The organism is Luteibacter aegosomatis (assembly GCF_023078455.1).
GTDB lineage: Bacteria > Pseudomonadota > Gammaproteobacteria > Xanthomonadales > Rhodanobacteraceae > Luteibacter > Luteibacter aegosomatis.
In genome coordinates this window covers 385,831-403,731 of the sequence record NZ_CP095740.1, presented here as the reverse complement: position 1 = coordinate 403,731, position 17,901 = coordinate 385,831, and the positions used below count along the sequence as shown (strand labels likewise).

General features: G+C 67.5%; 13 protein-coding genes. 5 read left to right on the top strand and 8 right to left on the bottom strand.

Features of this window, described 5'->3' with window-relative positions:
* The first annotated feature begins 153 nt into the window (after positions 1-153).
* Both L2Y94_RS01750 and L2Y94_RS01745 read left to right on the top strand, forming a co-directional pair.
* Positions 154-444, top strand: a complete 291-nt coding sequence (locus tag L2Y94_RS01750; RefSeq protein ID WP_144912947.1) for a YcgL domain-containing protein — start codon at positions 154-156, stop codon at positions 442-444.
* A 90-nt stretch (positions 445-534) separates the two neighbouring features.
* Complete coding sequence (locus tag L2Y94_RS01745; protein WP_247372635.1) at positions 535-3,963, top strand: ankyrin repeat domain-containing protein; 3,429 nt, start codon at positions 535-537, stop codon at positions 3,961-3,963.
* 112 nt (positions 3,964-4,075) lie between these two features.
* Here L2Y94_RS01745 and L2Y94_RS01740 read toward each other — a convergent pair whose 3' ends face one another.
* The 3 genes from L2Y94_RS01740 to L2Y94_RS01730 form a co-directional block, all read right to left on the bottom strand.
* Positions 4,076-5,884 carry a monovalent cation:proton antiporter-2 (CPA2) family protein gene (locus tag L2Y94_RS01740; RefSeq protein WP_247372633.1) on the bottom strand — a complete coding sequence of 603 codons (1,809 nt, stop codon included), beginning with the start codon at positions 5,882-5,884 and terminating at the stop codon, positions 4,076-4,078.
* A gap of 145 nt (positions 5,885-6,029) precedes the next feature.
* Positions 6,030-7,019, bottom strand: a complete 990-nt coding sequence (hemB, locus tag L2Y94_RS01735) for a porphobilinogen synthase (RefSeq protein WP_247372630.1) — start codon at positions 7,017-7,019, stop codon at positions 6,030-6,032.
* A gap of 83 nt (positions 7,020-7,102) precedes the next feature.
* Positions 7,103-8,203: an ABC transporter ATP-binding protein gene (locus tag L2Y94_RS01730; protein WP_247372628.1), complete on the bottom strand. Its 1,101-nt coding sequence runs from the start codon at positions 8,201-8,203 to the stop codon at positions 7,103-7,105.
* A gap of 190 nt (positions 8,204-8,393) precedes the next feature.
* Between L2Y94_RS01730 and glk the strand changes: the two genes are divergently transcribed.
* Positions 8,394-9,437: a glucokinase gene (gene glk, locus L2Y94_RS01725; RefSeq protein ID WP_247372625.1), complete on the top strand. Its 1,044-nt coding sequence runs from the start codon at positions 8,394-8,396 to the stop codon at positions 9,435-9,437.
* Positions 9,438-9,485: 48 nt separating this feature from the next.
* Here the strand turns inward: glk and L2Y94_RS01720 are convergent, their stop codons facing one another.
* The 4 genes from L2Y94_RS01720 to secB form a co-directional block, all read right to left on the bottom strand.
* Positions 9,486-10,502, bottom strand: coding sequence for a hypothetical protein (locus tag L2Y94_RS01720; protein WP_247372623.1), 1,017 nt, complete (start codon positions 10,500-10,502; stop codon positions 9,486-9,488).
* Between the two features lie 460 nt (positions 10,503-10,962).
* Positions 10,963-13,971 carry a DEAD/DEAH box helicase gene (locus L2Y94_RS01715; RefSeq protein WP_247372621.1) on the bottom strand — a complete coding sequence of 1,003 codons (3,009 nt, stop codon included), beginning with the start codon at positions 13,969-13,971 and terminating at the stop codon, positions 10,963-10,965.
* 134 nt (positions 13,972-14,105) lie between these two features.
* On the bottom strand, positions 14,106-15,143 hold the full coding sequence (locus L2Y94_RS01710; protein ID WP_247372619.1) for an NAD(P)H-dependent glycerol-3-phosphate dehydrogenase: 1,038 nt from the start codon (positions 15,141-15,143) through the stop codon (positions 14,106-14,108).
* Positions 15,144-15,145: 2 nt separating this feature from the next.
* Complete coding sequence (gene secB / locus L2Y94_RS01705; RefSeq protein ID WP_247372617.1) at positions 15,146-15,637, bottom strand: protein-export chaperone SecB; 492 nt, start codon at positions 15,635-15,637, stop codon at positions 15,146-15,148.
* 302 nt (positions 15,638-15,939) lie between these two features.
* Between secB and rpmB the strand changes: the two genes are divergently transcribed.
* Positions 15,940-16,176 carry a 50S ribosomal protein L28 gene (gene rpmB, locus L2Y94_RS01700; protein WP_089981369.1) on the top strand — a complete coding sequence of 79 codons (237 nt, stop codon included), beginning with the start codon at positions 15,940-15,942 and terminating at the stop codon, positions 16,174-16,176.
* A 12-nt stretch (positions 16,177-16,188) separates the two neighbouring features.
* Complete coding sequence (gene rpmG / locus L2Y94_RS01695; RefSeq protein ID WP_036109728.1) at positions 16,189-16,353, top strand: 50S ribosomal protein L33; 165 nt, start codon at positions 16,189-16,191, stop codon at positions 16,351-16,353.
* 326 nt (positions 16,354-16,679) lie between these two features.
* On the opposite strand, the gene L2Y94_RS01690 is transcribed toward rpmG, so the two are convergent.
* Entirely contained in the window at positions 16,680-17,873 is a 1,194-nt protein-coding gene (locus L2Y94_RS01690) for a DesA family fatty acid desaturase (RefSeq protein WP_247372616.1), read from the bottom strand.
* Between the last annotated feature and the right edge of the window lie 28 nt (positions 17,874-17,901).

Genomic DNA, 17,901 nt, shown 5'->3' with positions numbered 1-17,901 from the left:
CGTTTAACAATCCGGGGTCGAACTGTGTATGACTTGACCGCTTTTTTGCAAGTGCAACCGCAACAAAGCTGAAACGGGCGTCGGATACATGCGCACGTGCCCGCGTGTTTTTGCTAGGGTGGGATGCCGAGCCGCCGCGAGAGACCTGCCGTCATGCACTGCTTCGTCTACGCAAGCCAGCGAAAGCCCGACACCTATGTCTGGCTCACCCGCCGCGAAGGCTTCGACCTTCTCCCCGAGCCCCTCGCCCTGCTCCTGGGCGACCTGCGCTTCGCCCTCGAAGTGGAACTCACCCCGCAGCGCAAGCTTCCGCACGAAGACAACGAGAAGGTGCTGGCGAACCTGGCCGAGCAGGGTTGGCACCTGCAGACGCCGCCGAACCAGACCCTGAGCGTCTGCAATCGGCCCAACCATAACCGTGAGATCGATCCCGTCAGGGGATGAACCGGCCGAATCCGCGCATACGCGATCCGTGCAATCGTGGTTAACACCTCGTTACCGACTGGGGCGGTTCCGCTTCGTATACTCCCGCGCATGGCCAATCCCAAACGTCGTCGACCACCGCTGATCAAGGCGCTGCCCTGGTTCCTTCCCGCCCTCGCCGCCGTGGCGTGCGCCGGGCTCACCGCGTCCCCGCTTGCCCTGATCCCGCTGTTGCTCGCCAACGCCCTGGCCATGGGCGCGGTCTGCCATGCCATCGGCTTCGATCCCGAGCCGAGTTACCTGCGCACCGTATTGCGGCGCGGCGCGGCGCACGTGGTGATCTTCACCGCGTACACCTTCGTGGTGTTCGTGCTCGTGGCGTGGCCGTTGCTCAAGCTCACCCAGGCACCCAGCCTCGGCGCGGCGCTGTTGCTGGCGGCCACGCTGGTGGTGGCGCTGGCCGCGCTGTGGCGCACCTGGCCGGCGTTCGGCCTGCTCTTCCTTTGGGACGACGCCTATCCGGAAGACAGCGGCAACGGCTCCTGGATCTTCACCGCGGTCGCCCGTTCGGCGAGTTTCGGTCGCCACCTTTCCGCGGAGGAACGTTTCTTCTCGCACTTCCTGCCCTCGGCCTTCAGCCTGCTGGTGCTCGCGTTCTGCGCCGTGGCCTTGTCGGGCCTGTACGGCGTGCTGCCGTCGGAAATGCGCATCGCCGCGCTGGGCTTCTACGCCGTGGTGTTGCTGCCGCTGGGCTGCATGCTCATCGCCAATCGCACGTTGCGCGCACTGCTTTGCGATCGCCGCGGACACATCCGCACCGCTCGCGCCGAACCGCGCAGGGAGCCCGCGCCGGTCGCCAGCGCGCCCCCCGCGCCGGCACCGATCCCGGTACTGAGCCAGGAGGAAAGCCAGCCGGGCGTACGCGAGCGCGAACTGCTCACCGCCATTCGCGCGGGCGACGTGGCCCGCGCCGTGGCGCTGGTGGAAGCCGGTGCCGACCCGAATACCGTCGCCGAACCCGGCGACCGCGACCAGCGTCCGGTGCTCACCCTGGCCGCGCTCTCCCCGGATATCCGCCTTCTGCGCGCGTTGATCGCACGCGGCGCACAGGTCGACCGGACGCACAACGGCGTCACCGCCCTGCTCGCCGCGTCGCGCGACAGCTGGCACGGCCGCCCCGACGCGGTACTCACCCTGCTCACCAACGGCGCCGACGCCACGCTTACCGACGCCGAGGGCAACACCGCGCTTCATGGGGCGGTACTCAGCGCGGAACCGACGGTGGCGGCCATGCTGGTCGACGCCGGTGCACCCGTGGACGCCGTGAACGCCGCGGGCGATACGCCGCTGGCCGTTGCCGCGCGGGCCGCCAACTGGACGCTCGTTCGCTTCCTGCTCGAGCATGGCGCGAAGCCCGCACCGGTCGGTGCCGAGCCCGCCATCGTGGCGGCATCGGGCATTTCCGACGACGACGCCGAAGGCGTCAAGGTGCTGCTGCGCCACAAGGCCTCGGTCAACGCGGTCAGCGCAGGCGGCCGTTCCGCGCTGATCGCCGCCGCTGCCGAAGGACATGAGCAGATCGTGCGCGCCCTGCTCCAGGCGCATGCCAATCCCAACCTCGCCGACCGCCACGGCACCACCGCCCTCATGGAAGCGGCCCGCGCCGGTGCGCACGGCATCGTGCAACTGCTCGCCGAGGCCGAGGCGGACGCGTCGCCGCGCGATGCGCACGGACGCGATGCCCTCACGCTCGCCTGCCAGTCGCCGCGGGCGCAGGCCGCCACCGTGCGTGCGCTTCTCGCGCTCGGCGCGCAACCGAAAGAACCCGGCGCGGACGGCCGCAGCGCGCTCGACCATGCCGCCGCCGCGGGGCGCTGGGATTTCGTCGCCCTGCTCGATCCCGATACGCCGCTGCCCACGTCGTTGAGCGAAGCCGTCACGCCCGAAGCCGGCGCCGATTCGCCCAGCCATCTGCACGACGCGTTGCGCTTCGGCCACTGGGCGGTCGCCTCCACCTTCACCGCCAAGGTACGCGAGTGGCCCGCGCACGAACTCGCCGCGCTTTATGTCGACCTGGCCGGCACCGGCCTCGACGCCGCACGCGCATGGCTGCTCGACCACGGATTGGCCGCCGAGGCGCGGCTTGCCTCGCCGGACGGCGGCGGCTCGTCCGGCCGCCGGCTGTTCGACGCGCTGATCCAGCAATTGCCCCACTCCGCCGACGCCCTGTTCCAGTTGCTTCGCGCCGGCGCCACGCCGGCCGGTGCCGGCCTGCTCGGCCAGGCCATCTGCCGCCTCGACGGCGCCGGCGATGCCCTGCCCCTGGCCATGCTCGAGGCGGGGGCGGATCCCTTCGGCGCGGACGCGCGTGGGCGCACGCCCATGCACATGGCGGCCGCCACCGGCCAGCCGCGCGTGCTCGCCGCCCTGCTCGCCCGCGGCGTGAACCCGAACGTCCGCGACGGCGGCGGCCGCACGCCGCTGCACGCGGCGCTGGAACACGGCGGCGATACCTTGCCCCTCGTGCGCCCGCTCGTCGCGCATGGCGCGGATCCCGAAGCCGCCGACGTCAACGGCGAAACGCCCTACGGCATCGGCATCGGTCGCGGCGACGTCGAGCGCTGGCTGAGCTGGCCCTCGTGGCAACCGCCGCGTCGTCCCCTGCGCGCCGACGACCTTCCCGCCGCCGCCGCCGTGGGCGACCTGCACGCGGTGGAGCGTCTGCTCGAATGGGGGTTCGCCGTGGACACGCAGGATGCGCAGGGTGCGACGGCGCTCCTGCGCGCCGCCGGTGCCGGCCATCGCGACGTGGCCGCGCGCCTGCTCGACGCGGGCGCCGATGCGTCCGCCCAGGCGGCCTCCGGCATCACGCCGCTCGCCGCGGCGGTGAACGCGCGCCGCGAGGCCGTCGTCGAACTGCTGCTGTCGCGGGGCGTCGCCGCCGACCAGCGACTGCCCGGCCAAGCCACCGCCCTGATGATCGCCGCGGCGATGGGCTACCCGGACATCGTCGAGCGACTGCTCGACGCCGGCGCCGAGGCCAACGCCGAAGACGCCCACGGTCACGCCGCGCTGCACGCCGCCGCGCAGTATTGCTTCGGCGGCAACGACAGCCTGCGCGCACGCCGCCTGCTCGACGTGCTGATCGGCCGCGGCGCCGACGTGAACAAGGCCGACAAGGACGGTGCCACGCCGCTGCTGCTGTTGCTCGGCTCGCACATGCGTCCGGGTAGCGGCGCCGACGCCACGCACCTGGGCGCCCTGGTGCCCGTGCTGCTCGATGCCGGCGCATCGGTCGAACACGCCGATCACCGCGGCGTCAGCGCGCTGCATGCCAGCGCCATGCATGCCCTGCTCCCGCCAGCGCGCGTGCTGCTCACCCGAGGCGCCAACCGCAACGCGACGGACGCGTTCGGCCGCACGGCGGGCGACGTGGCGCGGCACCTGGGCTACGTGGATATCGCGCACGAGCTGGGCGTGCGCGCCGGGGCGATCCCGAGCGTGCGGCAGACCTTGAGGCAGCCGGCCCAACCGGATTGACGGCGGTAGCGCTGCCTTCGCAATCGCGGACAGGGTCCGCCCCCACCCTCCGTTAGCAGACCTTCCTACCGAAGGGTGGGAGCGGACCCTGTCCGCGAATCCTACGGAGCGACTACTTCCCGCCGTCGCGCTCGCGCTCCTCGGCGAGATCCGCCTCGAACAGCTGCTGCAAGTCGTGCAGCGCCTCTTTCGACGTCTGCACCAAGGCGGCATCGTCGTCGTAGACGAGGTACTGCTGGCGCAGCACCTGCGCATCGTGCGCGTGGAACCGTTCGACGCGGCTCGACGCCACCTCGGGCGCCATGCCCAGCGACTCGAGCACGAGCTTGGTCATCTCCAGGCTGGAGAAGAACGTCTCGCGCACCGGATCTTCCACGCCGATGTCCATCAGGCGGAACACGTGCTGGCGGTTGCGCGCGCGAGCGACGATCTTCAGGTGCGGATACTGGCGGCGGATGAGCCGCGCCGTGCGAATGTTCGCCTCGGGATCGTCGGTGGCGATCACGAAGACCTGCGCCTTGTCGGCCTGCGCCGCGCGCAGCATTTCCGGCCGCGCGGGGTCGCCGAAGAACAGCGAGGTGCCGCCGAAGCGGCGTGACGTTTCCACCTGCTCGACCGAACTTTCCAGCGCGACGAAGGGGATGTCCTGCGCGCGCAGGATGCGCGCCACGATCTGCCCCATGCGGCCGAACCCGGCGATGATGACGCGTGGCGCGTCGGTCTCGATCTGGTCGAACTCACGATCGGGCTTGCGCACGCGCTCACGGACCATGCGCGAGGCCAGCAGCACAAGCAACGGCGTGAGCGCCATCGACAGCGAGATGGCCATGACCATCAGTCCACGCTGGCTGTCGTCGATCAGGCGCTTCTGCTGGGCCAGGTTGAGGATCACGAAGGCGAACTCGCCGCCGCTGGCGAGCACGGCGGCGAGGCGCACCGAATCGGCGCGCGTGAGCGCCCCCACCAACCGCCCCAACGGCACGATGAGAAGGGCTTTCACGACAAGCAGCAACGCGACCATGCCCAGCACCAGCAAGGGCTTGGCGAGCAGCAGGGCGAGGTCCACCGACATGCCCACGCTGACGAAGAACAGGCCCAGCAGCAGGCCCTTGAACGGCTCGATGTTCGACTCGAGCTCGTGGCGGTATTCCGAATCGGCGAGCAGCAACCCGGCGAGGAACGCGCCCAGCGTGGTGGAGATGCCCGCCACCTCCATCAGCCATGCGGTACCCATCACCACGAGCAGGGCCGTGGCGGTGAATACCTCCGTGCTCTTGGCGCGCGCCACGAAACGGAATACGTGGCGCAACAGCAGCCGGCCGCCGACGATCACCGCGAAGATGGTGCCCACCACGCGCAGGGCCATCATCGGATCGGGCGCATGGCTGTCACGCGCCAGCGCTCCCCCGAGCAGGGGCACGGCCGCGATGAGCGGAATCGCCGCGAGGTCCTGGAAGAGCAGGATGGCGAAGGCCTGGCGACCGTAGACCGTGCCCGCCTCCTTCCGCTCGGCGAGGATCTGGAGCCCGAACGCCGTGGACGACAGTGCCAGGCTGCCGCCGACGATCAGCGCGGCCTTCCAGGTGAGTCCGAAGAGGAAGTATCCGATGGCGCCCAGCGCCGAGGCGCAGGCCACGACCTGCAGGCTGCCGCTGCCGAACACCGCCCGACGCATCACCCACAGGCGCGACGGGGAAAGTTCGAGTCCGATGACGAAGAGCATCAGCACCACGCCGAAGTCGGAGATGGTGGCGACGCCCTCGGTATCGTTGACCAGGCCCAGCACGGACGGACCGATGACCACGCCGGCCAGCAGGTAACCGAGCACCGCGCCGAGGCGGAAACGCTTGGTCAGCGGAACGGCGATGACCGTCGCCAGCAGGAAGACGACCGCCGTCTCGAGAAAGTGATGACCGTCCATCCAGCGACTCCCCGCAAAATCGCCTTCGATTATGTCATGCGAAGCAGGCTTGGTAGGAGCCGATTCATCGGCGATCGGGCCGCCCCCGCGTCATCGCTCCGCCGGCTTTTCGCCGATGAATCGGCTCCTACCGAGCATGGGTGCTTCAAACTTTCAGCCAACGGGCCACGTCGATGGCGAAATAGGTGAGGATCGCGTCCGCGCCGGCGCGCTTCATCGAGAGCAACGATTCCATGACCACGGCCTTTTCGTCGATCCAGCCGTTCTGCGCCGCGGCCTTGATCATCGCGTACTCCCCGCTCACCTGGTAGACGAAGGTGGGGGCACCGAAGACGTCCTTCACGCGGCGCACGATGTCGAGGTACGGCAGGCCCGGCTTGACCATCACCACGTCGGCGCCCTCGGCGAGGTCGAGCTCGACTTCGCGCAGCGCCTCGTCGCTGTTGCCCACGTCCATCTGGTAGGTGTGCTTGTTCCCCTTGCCCAGGTTCGCGGCCGAACCGACCGCATCGCGGAAGGGACCGTAGAAACTGGACGCGTATTTCGCCGAGTAGGCGAGGATGCGCGTATGGATGTGGCCGGCCGCTTCCAGGGCCTCCCTGATGGCACCGATGCGACCGTCCATCATGTCGGACGGCGCGACGAAATCCATGCCCGCCTCGGCCTGCGCCAGCGACATTTTGATGAGCGCCTCGACGGTGGGCTCGTTCATCACGTAACCGTCGGCGTCGATCAGGCCGTCCTGGCCATGGGTGGTGTAGGGATCGAGCGCCACGTCGCCGATCAGGCCCAGGCCGGGGAAGCGCTTTTTCAGTTCGCGCGTGGCGCGCTGGAACAGGCCATCGGGGTTCCATGCCTCGCGGGCGTCCTCGCTCTTGACCGACGCGCCGACGGAGGGAAACAGCGCCAGCGCCGGAATGCCCAGTTCGACGCACTCGGCGCCGAGCTTCACCAGTTCGTCGATGGAAAGGCGCTCCACGCCCGGCATGGATGGCACCGCCTCGCGCACACCGGACCCGTCCACGACGAAGGCGACCATGATGAGGTCGGACACGGTAAGCACGTTCTCGCGCATGAGGGCGCGGGAGAAGGCGTCGCGACGCATGCGGCGCATGCGGACGGCGGGAAAGCTCATGACAGACTGCCTGTTCGGTGGCGATCGGGGCATTTTACTCCCCGGGGTCGATCGCGAGGGTGCCAAAGCGTCGCAGGCCAGCCTCAGCCGCCCACGTCGATACGTCTCGTCGTCTCCGGATCGAAGAAATGCAACCGTTCGGCATGGAAACCGAGTCCGACGTCCGCTCCCCGCGTCACCGCCGACTGCGGCGGCACGCGCGAGACCAGTTCCTCGCCCGCATGGCGCATGTTGAGGAAGATTTCGTTGCCCACCGGCTCCACCACCTCGACATGCGCGCGCAGGCGTTCGTCGATGCCCGCATGGTCGTCGACAGTGAGCAGGTCTTCGGGGCGCAGCCCGACGACGACCGGCTTGTCCAGGTAGGCGGCGAGCGCGGGCGCGTCCGTGCCCAGCGCGATGGCGCCGTCCTTCATCGCCAGGCGCAGGCCGTCTTCGCGGCGCAGCGTGCCGTGGAACAGGTTCATCGCGGGGCTGCCGAGGAATCCCGCCACGAAGAGGTTGGCCGGCTTCCGGTAGAGGTTCATCGGCGTGTCCAGTTGCTGCACCTCGCCGCCGTTGAGCACCACGATGCGTTGGCCCAGCGTCATCGCCTCGATCTGGTCGTGCGTGACATAGACCATCGTGGCGCCGACGCGGCGATGGATGCGCGCGATTTCCACGCGCGTGGACAGGCGCAGCTTCGCGTCGAGGTTCGACAGGGGCTCGTCGAGCAGGAACACCGCCGGATCGCGCACCATCGCGCGGCCCAGGGCCACGCGCTGGCGCTGTCCGCCCGAGAGCGCGGCGGGCCGGTGGTCCAGGCGCTCCTCCAGGCCGAGCATGGCCGCCGCGTCGGCGACGCGGCGCTCGACCTCGTCTTTCGCCGTGCCGCGAAGGCGCAGGCCGAAGCCGAGGTTTTCGCGCACGGTCATGTGCGGGTAGAGCGCGTAGTTCTGGAACACCATGGCGATGTCGCGATCCTTCGGCGCCACGTCGTTCACCACGCGGTCGCCGATGGTCATCGTGCCGCCGGTGATGGATTCCAGGCCGGCGATCATGCGCAGCAACGTGGTCTTGCCGCAGCCCGAAGGCCCCACCAGCACCAGCAATTCGCCGTCGGCGATCTCGAAACTGGCCTCCTTCAGGGCCACGTGCCCGTTCGGGTAGACCTTGCGCACCTTGTCCAGACGAACCGCTGCCATGACCTGCTCTCCCGTGGGGTCCGACGCCTGCAAGGTGCCGGACAATCGGCTATTCTGCCGACGTAAACGTTTACGTCAAAGTGGCGGCATGGCATTCGTGAAATGCGCCTGAAGGAAATCGTCACTGGACGCGAGCCCTCGCCCGAGGCACCCTTCCGGGCTATCCCCGTGACACGACAGGTTTTCCAACATGGCCAACGTTAGCGCCGCGGCGCCGACCCTGCTCGCCGACCTCGGCGGCACCAATGTGCGCTTCGGCATTGCTCATCCCCAGGAAGATCAACCACTTATCCAGGAAAGCATCCGCCGGTACCACGTCAAGGACTACCCCTCCCTGGCCGATGCCGCCAAGCAGTATTTCAAGGAAACCGGCCATGAGGCGCAGCGCGCCATCATCGCCGCCGCCGGCCGCATCGACGGCGGCGAGACCGTCAAGGTCACCAACAATCCCTGGGCCATCTCCGCGCACAAGCTCGCGAAGGAGCTCGACCTGGAGTGGGTTCACCTGGTGAACGATTTCGCCGCGCAGTCGATGGCGGTGATGCTCATGAGCCCGGACAAGGTAGTCGACAAGGACGGCCACCACGAACTCGAGAAGGTCGGTACCGTCGACGCGCCCAAGATCGGCGCCAAGGACGAGCAGACCTTCGTGGTCGTGGGCCCGGGCACCGGCCTGGGCGTCGGCGGCCTGCTGATCCGCGGCGACAAGGTGAGCGTGCTGCAGACCGAAGGCGGCCACGCCGGCTTCGCCGCGCACAGCCCCGAGGACATCGAGATCCTCAAGGTGCTCAACCTCAAGTACGGCCGCGTGTCGAACGAGCGCCTGATCAGCGGCCAGGGCCTCGCCAACCTCTACACGGCAATTTGCGAGATCTCGGGCCAGAAGCCCGACGAGGACATCACCCCGGAGGAAATCACCCGACGCGCGACGGACGGCACGTGCCCGATGTGCGCCCGTGCCGTGGAGACCTTCGCGGGCATCTTCGGCAGCGTCGCCGGCGACCTCGTGCTCACCCTCGGCGCGTGGGACGGCGTGTACCTCACCGGCGGCATGACGCCGATCCTGCTGCCGTGGATCCAGAAGCATTTCCGCGAACGCTTCGAGGCCAAGGGCCGTTTCCGCGACACGATGGAAACCGTGCCCACCCAGGCCATCATGAATCCCGAGCCCGGCCTCATCGGCGGCGCCGCGCTGGCGATCGTCGAAGCCGGCGGCACGCCGCTGCGTCGCTGACGTGGAGGATGCCCGGCGCCGTGCGCCGGGCATCGCCGAGTCTCGTCTTTACAACGCGTCCGCCGCCCAGTCCTGTGCGGATTCATTCGGGTTGAACGTCACGCTCGCCACGCATTTCGGGTTTTTATAGGCAAATCCGAAGCCGAGTTGCCCCCAGGGACCGAAGACGGACCACGAGCCTTTGTCGTCAGGGCCGCCCGTTGTCGGCGAGTCGATCATGATCGCCGACGGATACCTCGCCCGTATGCTCTCGAGACTGACGCAGCGTCCCTCGACATTCATCGTCGCCAACAGCAGCTTCGACGTATCCAGCGATGTCACTCTGATCTCGGAGTCGACGACCGTCACGCCGGGAACGAATGCCGACGATCCCCCCACGAAGCTTCGCGAAAAGGTCTTGGAGCGCACCAGCGTTTCAGCGCCCGGCCACACGTCTTGCAGGTAGTCGATACCTCGTCGTGCCTGGCCGGCCATCATCTCCAGCTTGTCGAAGAAGGGATCCGTTGCAAAACCCGATGCTTCAGGCACCGACGCCATATAGTGCGCGTCATACCAGTCGCCGTAATAGTCAAGATAGTTCTTGCCGGATACGGATTCGATGTTCCCCTCGCAAAAGGCGTACCCGAAGTCGCCGTAAAGGACAGGAGGGTTATTGGCCATCGAAGCAAACCAATCCGTGAAGTACGGCACGTCCGCCGAAACCACCCCGGTATCGACACCGGCGCAATGTTTGATTTCCTTTCTTGCAACGATATTCACGCCGAGAGCAAAACCCTCGTCAGTACACCTACTTCGTATGTAAGCATCGCGCGATGCCAGATCCTCTCGAAAGCTGCTCGTCGCATGCCCCACCTCGTGTGAAAAGTGCGACGTGGTGTAAGACACCGATTGTCCGGAGAGAACGGTCATCACTTTGTTGAGCACATCGACGGAAGACGAGTTTCCATACTGAATCTTCCATCCCTTACGATCCACGTCCCTTGTTCTCCATTGAATCGAGTATCCGCTGTGGACCAGATCATCCACGCCCCCACCCAAACCGGTGACGATCTTTTCCGGAGGCATGGGGAGATCCGCGGAACACGACTCCCCCCAATGCGCCTGCGTCGTCCATGAGAAAACGGAGAGCGCCATAAGGGCCATACAACTCACACTTCGGTTCGTCCGCACGTTTCACCTCCATAAGGAGCTCATCAAAGCCATACGAATATGGCTACCAATGCACGTGGGACGTCCGCGCAGTAAATTTTCTCTTATCCAGAGGCAAATGTACTTGAGAATATTCTTGTTTTAAGGTTCATCATCATCCTGCCAGATGAACCCGTTGATTCGCTCGAAGACGAAAGCCAAGCGCACTTATCGTGCGCATGAAAGCCGAAAATTTCAGTCCATTCTCCGCGACGAGAGACTCGCAGAGCACATCGTCCGGCAGTCCAACTTTCTGCGATGCAGAGCTCATCGCCCGAGCACGCACAATGTCTTCCAGGGCCAATCGCACCAGGCATCAAACTGTCATCGCAGTCGACTAGATCGAAGGCGCGAGCAACGCATCCAGATCGTTCTCGTCGAAGCTCAGGCGCTCACGCGTGCCGCCGCCTTCGAGCACGGCGTCGGCGAGGTCGGCCTTGCGCACCTTCAGTTCCTCGATGCGCTCCTCCACCGTGCCGGCGACGATGAGGCGGTAGACGAAGACGGGCTTGTCCTGGCCGATGCGGTGCGCGCGGTCGCTCGCCTGCGCTTCGGCGGCGGGATTCCACCACGGGTCGTAATGGATCACCGTGTCGGCCGTGGTGAGGTTGAGACCCACGCCGCCGGCCTTGAGCGACAGCAGGAACAAGGGCACTTCGCCGTCCTGGAAACGCTGCACCGGTTCGGCGCGATCGCGGGTTTCGCCGGTGAGCGTGACGTAGGCGATGCGGCGGCGGTCGAGTTCGCCGGCGATGAGGCGAAGCATCTCGGTGAACTGGCTAAACAGCAGCACCCGGCGGCCCTCGGCGAGCAACGCCGGCAGCATGTCCATGAGCAGTTCGAACTTGGCCGATTCGCGCACGCCGCGCGCGGCCTCGAGTTTCACCAGGCGCGGATCGCAGCAGACCTGGCGTAGTTTCAACAACGCATCGAGCACCACGATGCCGCTGTGCGCGATGCCGCGCTGGGCGATCACCTCGCGCAATTCCTCGGCGAGGGACAGGCGCAGGCTTTCGTAGAGATCGCGCTGGCGCGGCTCCATCACCACGCGGCGGGTGATTTCCGTCTTCGCCGGAAGTTCGGACGCCACCTGCGACTTCGTGCGACGAAGGATGAAGGGGGCGATGCGACGGTTCAGGCGCTCCTGGCAGGCGGCATCCTGGTGCTTCTCGATCGGTACGCGATAGTGGCGCCGGAAGGCGCCCTCGTCGCCGAGCAAGCCGGGCACCGCGAGGTCGATCTGCGACCACAACTCGCCCAGGTGATTTTCCAACGGCGTGCCGGTGAGGCAAAGGCAACGCGGTACGTTCAACGCCAGCAGCGCGCGACGCGCCTGCGTGCGCGGGTTCTTCACCTGCTGCGCCTCGTCGAGCACCACCAGCGAGAAGGCCTGCTTCTTCAGTGTTTCGACATCGCGCGGCAGCAAGGCGTACGTGGTGAGAATGACGTCGTTCTCGGCGATGCGCGCGAAGGTTTCCGCGCGCTGCGGACCGTGCAACGCGAGCAGGCGCAGGCTGGGCGCGAAGCGCGCCACTTCCGATACCCAGTTGGGCACCAGGCTGGTGGGCACCACGACCAGTGCCGGCGCATCGAGCGCGCCGCTGTCCTTGAGCGCCAGCAGATGGGTGATGAGCTGCAGCGTCTTGCCCAGGCCCATGTCGTCGGCGAGCACGCCACCGGTGCCGGCCTCGGCCAGGGCGTTCATCCAGCGCAGGCCGTCGCGCTGGTAACCGCGCAGCGTCGCGTTGATGCCTTCGGGCACCGTGTCGCTCGCACGCTCGGCCGCCTCGCGTAGCCGGCGGGTGAAACCGCGCAGGCGCTCCGGGGCCTCGAACGACCCGCCGCTGGGCAAGGCCTGGACGAGTTCCTCGAGGCGCCCGGCCTGCACGCGCGGCAGATGCAATTGCTGCCGGGGTTTTTCCAGGTATTCGGCGAGCGGCGCGAGCAGGTCGCGCAGTTCCTTCAGCCGAACCGGCACGCGGCGACGCTCGTCGACGGGCGCGTACCAGACCGAGTCTTCCGCCTCGCCCGGTGCGGGACTCAGGCTCAACTGATGCTCGGCCAGCGCCTGAGCGACGGCGGGAAGCAGGTTCACCCGGCGGCCCTCCACCTCGATACCGATCTCGAGATCGAAGGCGCGGTCGGCGTCGTCTTCCTTGGCCTGGCCGTACCAGTGCACCGGACCTTCGAGCACTTCGAACGGAAAGCTCGGGGCGTAGTCGATGAGGAAGCCGTCGACTTCGAGCCGCGTGCGCAGCGCAAGCCAGCGCGCGGGCGTGTTCACCTCGAGCGCACCGGCGTAGCCCTTGCCGGGAAACAGCCATGCATCGTCGGGCAAGGTATCGGCCATGTCCCAGGGCAGTCCCTCGGTATCCACGGCCGGATTCAGGCCGGCGGTTTCGAGGGTTTCCATGGTCGCCAGTTCTTCGGCGCGACGGCGGGCGATTTCCAGCAGGGTGCCGTTGCGCACGCGGCGCACCAGCGGCTCGCCGCCACGGCTGGGGAGGCGCTCGCCCGCGTAGTCGAACGAGAGGCGGCCATAGGCCAGCGGCGGCGTGCCCGCGGCCAGTCGCGCGTGGCGGGTCAACGCGTGCAGCGTGAGCACCGGGCGCGGCGAGACTTCCGCACGCCGCAACTCGCCGAACACCTGCGGCACGGGTACGCGCCCGGCCATCGAGGTGGTCGCGAGATCGTTGCGGAACGCCGCCGTGCTCTCGGGCGGCAGCGGCGGCAGGTCGAGCCAGTCGCTCTCGGCCGGATCGCCCTGCAGGGGGCCGACCTCGGCATGCTCGGCGTCGAGGAACCACAGCGTGCCGATCCGGAACAGCCGCCGGCTGGGGGGTACGGCGGGCAGCAGCTTCTGGCTGCCGTCCTTTTCCAGTTGCCAGCGCCAGGTCAGCGGCTGCGGCTTGCCGCGGGTGAGCTGGAGGCCGGCCACGCCACCGAAGAAGCAGGGCGCGCTGTCGAGGATGTCGGCCAGCAGGTGATCGCCCAGCATGCCGCCGAAGCGGGCGTAGCTGCGACTCTTGCGTAGCGTCTGGGGCAGGCCCAGCACGGTGGCGGCCAGGCGCTTCTCGGTGACCGTCAGGGAGGTTTCGTGCAGGTGCCGGGCGTCGAGAGGCAGGGGCCGCGTGTGTCGTCCGTCGGCACCGAGGGTCAGGAGGACGGGCGCCACGTCGAGGCGGGCGGCGGGCTCGTGGTCGTCGTTGACGCCCTCGAGGAAGAAACCGAGCACGACACGCTCGTCGGGCGCACGCGGCCCGGCCACGCCGAGTGCGCGTCGCCACGCGATGGGCAGCGATCCCGCCGCCTCGTTGTGCCTGCGCTTGTCGTCCGGTTGCTGCATCCGTGTCGATCCCGCCCGCGCGACCAAAACAGGAAGCTTAGCAAACGCGGGATGACGTGCCGGTAGGACTTTTTACCCGTGGACCGGCCCGGTTCAGCGAGGTCGGCAAGCGCCGCCGACCATGGCCATCGTCGTCAGCCGCGACGCCCCGCGAACAGGTCGACGGGGTATTCCGCCTTCTGCTCGCGCCCCATGAGGGTGCGCAGGCCTTCCGCCGGCGTGACGTCGCCGTGCAGCACGGCGCGCACGGCGGCGGAGATGGGCAGGTCGAGGCCGTGGAAGCCCGCCAGGCGGGCCACTTCGTCGGCGGTGACCACGCTCTCCACCACCTGGCCGATCTGGCGCACGGCTTCGTCCAGCGGGATGCCGCGCCCGAGCGCCAGGCCCAGCCGGCGGTTGCGGGAGAGATCGCCCGTGCAGGTGAGCACGAGGTCGCCGAGGCCGGCCAGGCCCATGAGGGTTTCCGCACGCGCACCCAGCGCCACGCCGAGACGGAGCATCTCGTTCATGCCGCGGGTGATGAGGCCGGCGCGGGCATTGAGCCCCAGCTCCATGCCGTCGGCCACGCCGGTGGCCACGGCCAGCACGTTCTTCATGGCGCCACCGAGCTCGGCACCGAGGATGTCGTTGCCCGTGTAGGCGCGGAAGTTCGGCGCGTGCAGCAGCAGGGCCAGTTCCTTGCCGAAGGCTTCGTCGGTAGCGTGCACGGTGACGGCGCTGGGCAGCCCCGCGGTGACCTCGCGTGCGAACGACGGCCCGGTGACCACGGCGGCCGGCCGGCCGGGAAGCTTCTCGCCGACCAGCTCGTGCAGGAACCGGCCGGTGCCCGTCTCGAAGCCCTTGGTGGCCCAGGAGATCTTCGTTTCCGGGTCGAGCAGGGGCACGATCTCGTCGAGGATCGACGCGAAGGCGTGGCTGGGCACCACGATGAGCACGATGCCGGCACCGCGAAGCACCGTCTTCAGGTCGCTGTCGTAGGTGAGCTCGGTGGGAAGATCGAGGTCGGGCAGGTAACGCAGGTTGCGCCGCGCCGCGGCCATGGCCGCGAGCGCGTCGGCGTCACGCCCCCACAAGCGCGTGGGGACGTCGTTTCGCGCCAGCAGGGCCGCCAGCGCGGTGCCCCAGGAACCGGCGCCGAGGACGGCGACGGTCGGACGGGAGGGAACGCTCATGCTCAGCTGTTGAGCGGATGGGCCCCGGCGCCTTCGAGCTGCTGGCGCTGCTGTTCGGCGTACAGGGCGTCGAAATTGATCGGCTGCAGCAGGAATGGCGGGAAACCACCCTCCTGGACCATCGACGAGACCATCTGGCGGCCGTAGGGGAACAGCAGGTTCGGGCAGTAGGAGCCCAGGATGCCGTCGCGATCGTCGTTGGCGAAGCCCGCGATGCCGAAGATGCCAGCCTGGTGGACTTCGGCCAGGTAGGCGGTGCGGTCGCCCAGGGCGCAGGTCAGGGTGAGGCTGAGCACCACTTCGTAGAGGTCGTTGCCCAGGTCGGTGGCCTTGTGGCCGAGGTTGAGCTGCACCTGCGGCTGGGCCTCGGTCTCGCCCATTTCCTGAAAGATCTGCGGAGCGTTGGGGGCCTCGAAGGAGGCGTCCTTCACGTAGATCTTCTGCAGCACGAGCTGCGGCTGGCCTGCCTGGCCGTTGACGTTGGTCTCTGCCATGAAATGAATCCTCGAATGAGCGTCTGTGGTCGGCTTCGCGCGCAGGGGCACGAAAGGCGTCGATTGTTTCATACATCCCGGCGCGCCGCACATCCGGCTTGCGGCGGACGGTAGGAATCTGAGAGAATGCGCGGCTTCCCTATGCCGACCCGATTCGTCGGGCAGGTCCGTCACGCGACGCGGGCCTCCATCGGCGGAAGCGCTCCACTCTCCAGCCATCGCGTGGCGTCCCTTCCGGACCGTCGCTGGGCCGTCGCCGTCCTGGCCAAAGGGCGGTCCAACCGAATCTATCAGGAGGCCCCATGGCCCGTAGATGCCAAGTCACCAACAAGGGTGTGCAGACCGGCAACAACGTCTCGCACGCGAACAACAAGACCCGCCGCCGCTGGCTGCCGAACCTGCACGAGCGCCGCTTCTGGGTCGCGAGCGAAAACCGCTGGGTCAAGCTCCGCGTTTCGAACCACGCCCTGCGTACGATCGACAAGAACGGCATCGAAGCCGTGCTGGCCGACCTCCGTTCCCGCGGCGAAAAGATCTAAGGAGATCACCTCATGGCAAGCAAGCGCGATAAGCACCGCCTGATTTCCACCGCGGGCACCGGTCACTTCTACACGACCACGAAGAACAAGAAGAACACGCCGGAAAAGATGGTCTTCATGAAGTACGACCCCGTCGTCCGGAAGCACGTCGAATACAAGGAAGGCAAGATCAAGTGATCTTGCGAAAAAGCCGCCGAAAGGCGGCTTTTTTTTTGCGGCGCCAGCCCGTGGGAGCGGACCCTGTCCGCGAACCCCCAGGGCATCGGGCAGGCGAAAGAGGCTTTGCATCGCTTCAAGCAGGCTGTCCCGGCAACGAAGCGGCTGTGGCTTGAGGCTTTCCGTCAACCCTCAACCGCCCACCCGAGCGGCAAGCAAAGCCTCCTCCGCGATAGCCGGCTCGAGGGTTCGCGGACAGGGTCCGCTCCCACCCTTCGGTAGCCCGGTTCGAACAAAGAAAAAGCCCGCCGAACGGCGGGCTTTTTCATGGAACCGACGGAAAGGCTTTACGCCCCGACCGCCGAATACCCCTTCAGCCGCTGCGCGAACTGCTGCAGCGAACGGATGCCGCTCTCTTCCGCCTCGACGATCCACTGCTGGAGGGCTTTCAGCGCCTTGTCGGCACCGCGCTCTTCCATCAGGGCGACGAGACGCGCGCGGAACTCGCACACCGTGGTCAGGGCCGGACGATTGGCCAGTGCCGCATGCATGCGTTCGCGGGCATCGTTGTCGAGCCAGCGGCCACCGTCGGCCAGCGCACGACGCAGGCGACGCGGGATGGCCTTGATGCTGTCGCCGGCCTGGCCGACTTCCTCGCGCATCGTCGGCAGGATGACGTTGCGGTAGTAGTCGGTGGTGGCCTGGAAGCGCAGCGCCAGCACGCCCTTGAGCGTTTCGGCGTCGGGCAGGTGCACGTTGGGGCGAAGGTTGAGCGTGGGCGCCACGCGCAGCACCTTGGCGAGGCCCACGGCACGCAGGGTGCAGATGGCCGCCCAACCGATGTCGAACTCCCACTTACGCAAGGCGAACTTCGCCGAGCTGGGGAACGCGTGGTGGTTGTTGTGCAGCTCTTCGCCGCCGATCCAGAAGCCCCACGGCGAGATGTTGGTCGCCGTGTCGGAGCTTTCGAAGTTGCGGTAGCCCCACCAGTGGCCGATGCCGTTGACGAAACCGGCGGCCCAGAACGGGATCCAGATCATCTGCACGGCCCAGATGGCCATGCCGACCACGCCGAACAGCGACAGGTCGATGATCGCCATCAGCGTGGGACCCCAGTACGGGTGCTTGCCGAACAGGTGGCGCTCGAACCAGTCGTCGGGCGTGCCGCGACCGTATTTGTCCATGTCGGCCTTGTTGTAGCTGGCCTCACGATAGAGCGACACGCCGTCGAGGAACACCTTCTTGATGCCGAAGATCTGCGGGCTGTGCGGATCTTCCTCGGTCTCGACCTTGGCGTGGTGCTTGCGGTGGATGGCGACCCACTCCTTCACCACCATGCCGGTGGTGAGCCAACCCCAGAAACGGAAGAAACCGTTGAGGGTCCAGTGGAAGTCGACGCCGCGATGGGTGGCGCTGCGGTGGTAATAGAGCGTCACCGTGAAGATGGTGAGCTGGGTAACCACCAGCACGTAGACCAGCATCTCGCCCCAGCTTGCGCGGGTGAGACCGTTGGCCAGGAAATCGAGCAGGGTGTCGAGCATGAAGTCGGTACCGCGCGGGAAGTGAAGG

Coding starts and splice junctions, on each gene's coding strand:
- L2Y94_RS01750 (WP_144912947.1), top strand. CDS start 154: ATGCACTGCTTCGTCTACGCAAGCCAGCGAAAGCCCGACACCTATGTC.
- L2Y94_RS01745 (WP_247372635.1), top strand. CDS start 535: ATGGCCAATCCCAAACGTCGTCGACCACCGCTGATCAAGGCGCTGCCC.
- L2Y94_RS01740 (WP_247372633.1), bottom strand. CDS start 5,884: ATGGACGGTCATCACTTTCTCGAGACGGCGGTCGTCTTCCTGCTGGCG.
- hemB (WP_247372630.1), bottom strand. CDS start 7,019: ATGAGCTTTCCCGCCGTCCGCATGCGCCGCATGCGTCGCGACGCCTTC.
- L2Y94_RS01730 (WP_247372628.1), bottom strand. CDS start 8,203: ATGGCAGCGGTTCGTCTGGACAAGGTGCGCAAGGTCTACCCGAACGGG.
- glk (WP_247372625.1), top strand. CDS start 8,394: ATGGCCAACGTTAGCGCCGCGGCGCCGACCCTGCTCGCCGACCTCGGC.
- L2Y94_RS01720 (WP_247372623.1), bottom strand. CDS start 10,502: ATGCCTCCGGAAAAGATCGTCACCGGTTTGGGTGGGGGCGTGGATGAT.
- L2Y94_RS01715 (WP_247372621.1), bottom strand. CDS start 13,971: ATGCAGCAACCGGACGACAAGCGCAGGCACAACGAGGCGGCGGGATCG.
- L2Y94_RS01710 (WP_247372619.1), bottom strand. CDS start 15,143: ATGAGCGTTCCCTCCCGTCCGACCGTCGCCGTCCTCGGCGCCGGTTCC.
- secB (WP_247372617.1), bottom strand. CDS start 15,637: ATGGCAGAGACCAACGTCAACGGCCAGGCAGGCCAGCCGCAGCTCGTG.
- rpmB (WP_089981369.1), top strand. CDS start 15,940: ATGGCCCGTAGATGCCAAGTCACCAACAAGGGTGTGCAGACCGGCAAC.
- rpmG (WP_036109728.1), top strand. CDS start 16,189: ATGGCAAGCAAGCGCGATAAGCACCGCCTGATTTCCACCGCGGGCACC.
- L2Y94_RS01690 (WP_247372616.1), bottom strand. CDS start 17,873: ATGCTCGACACCCTGCTCGATTTCCTGGCCAACGGTCTCACCCGCGCA.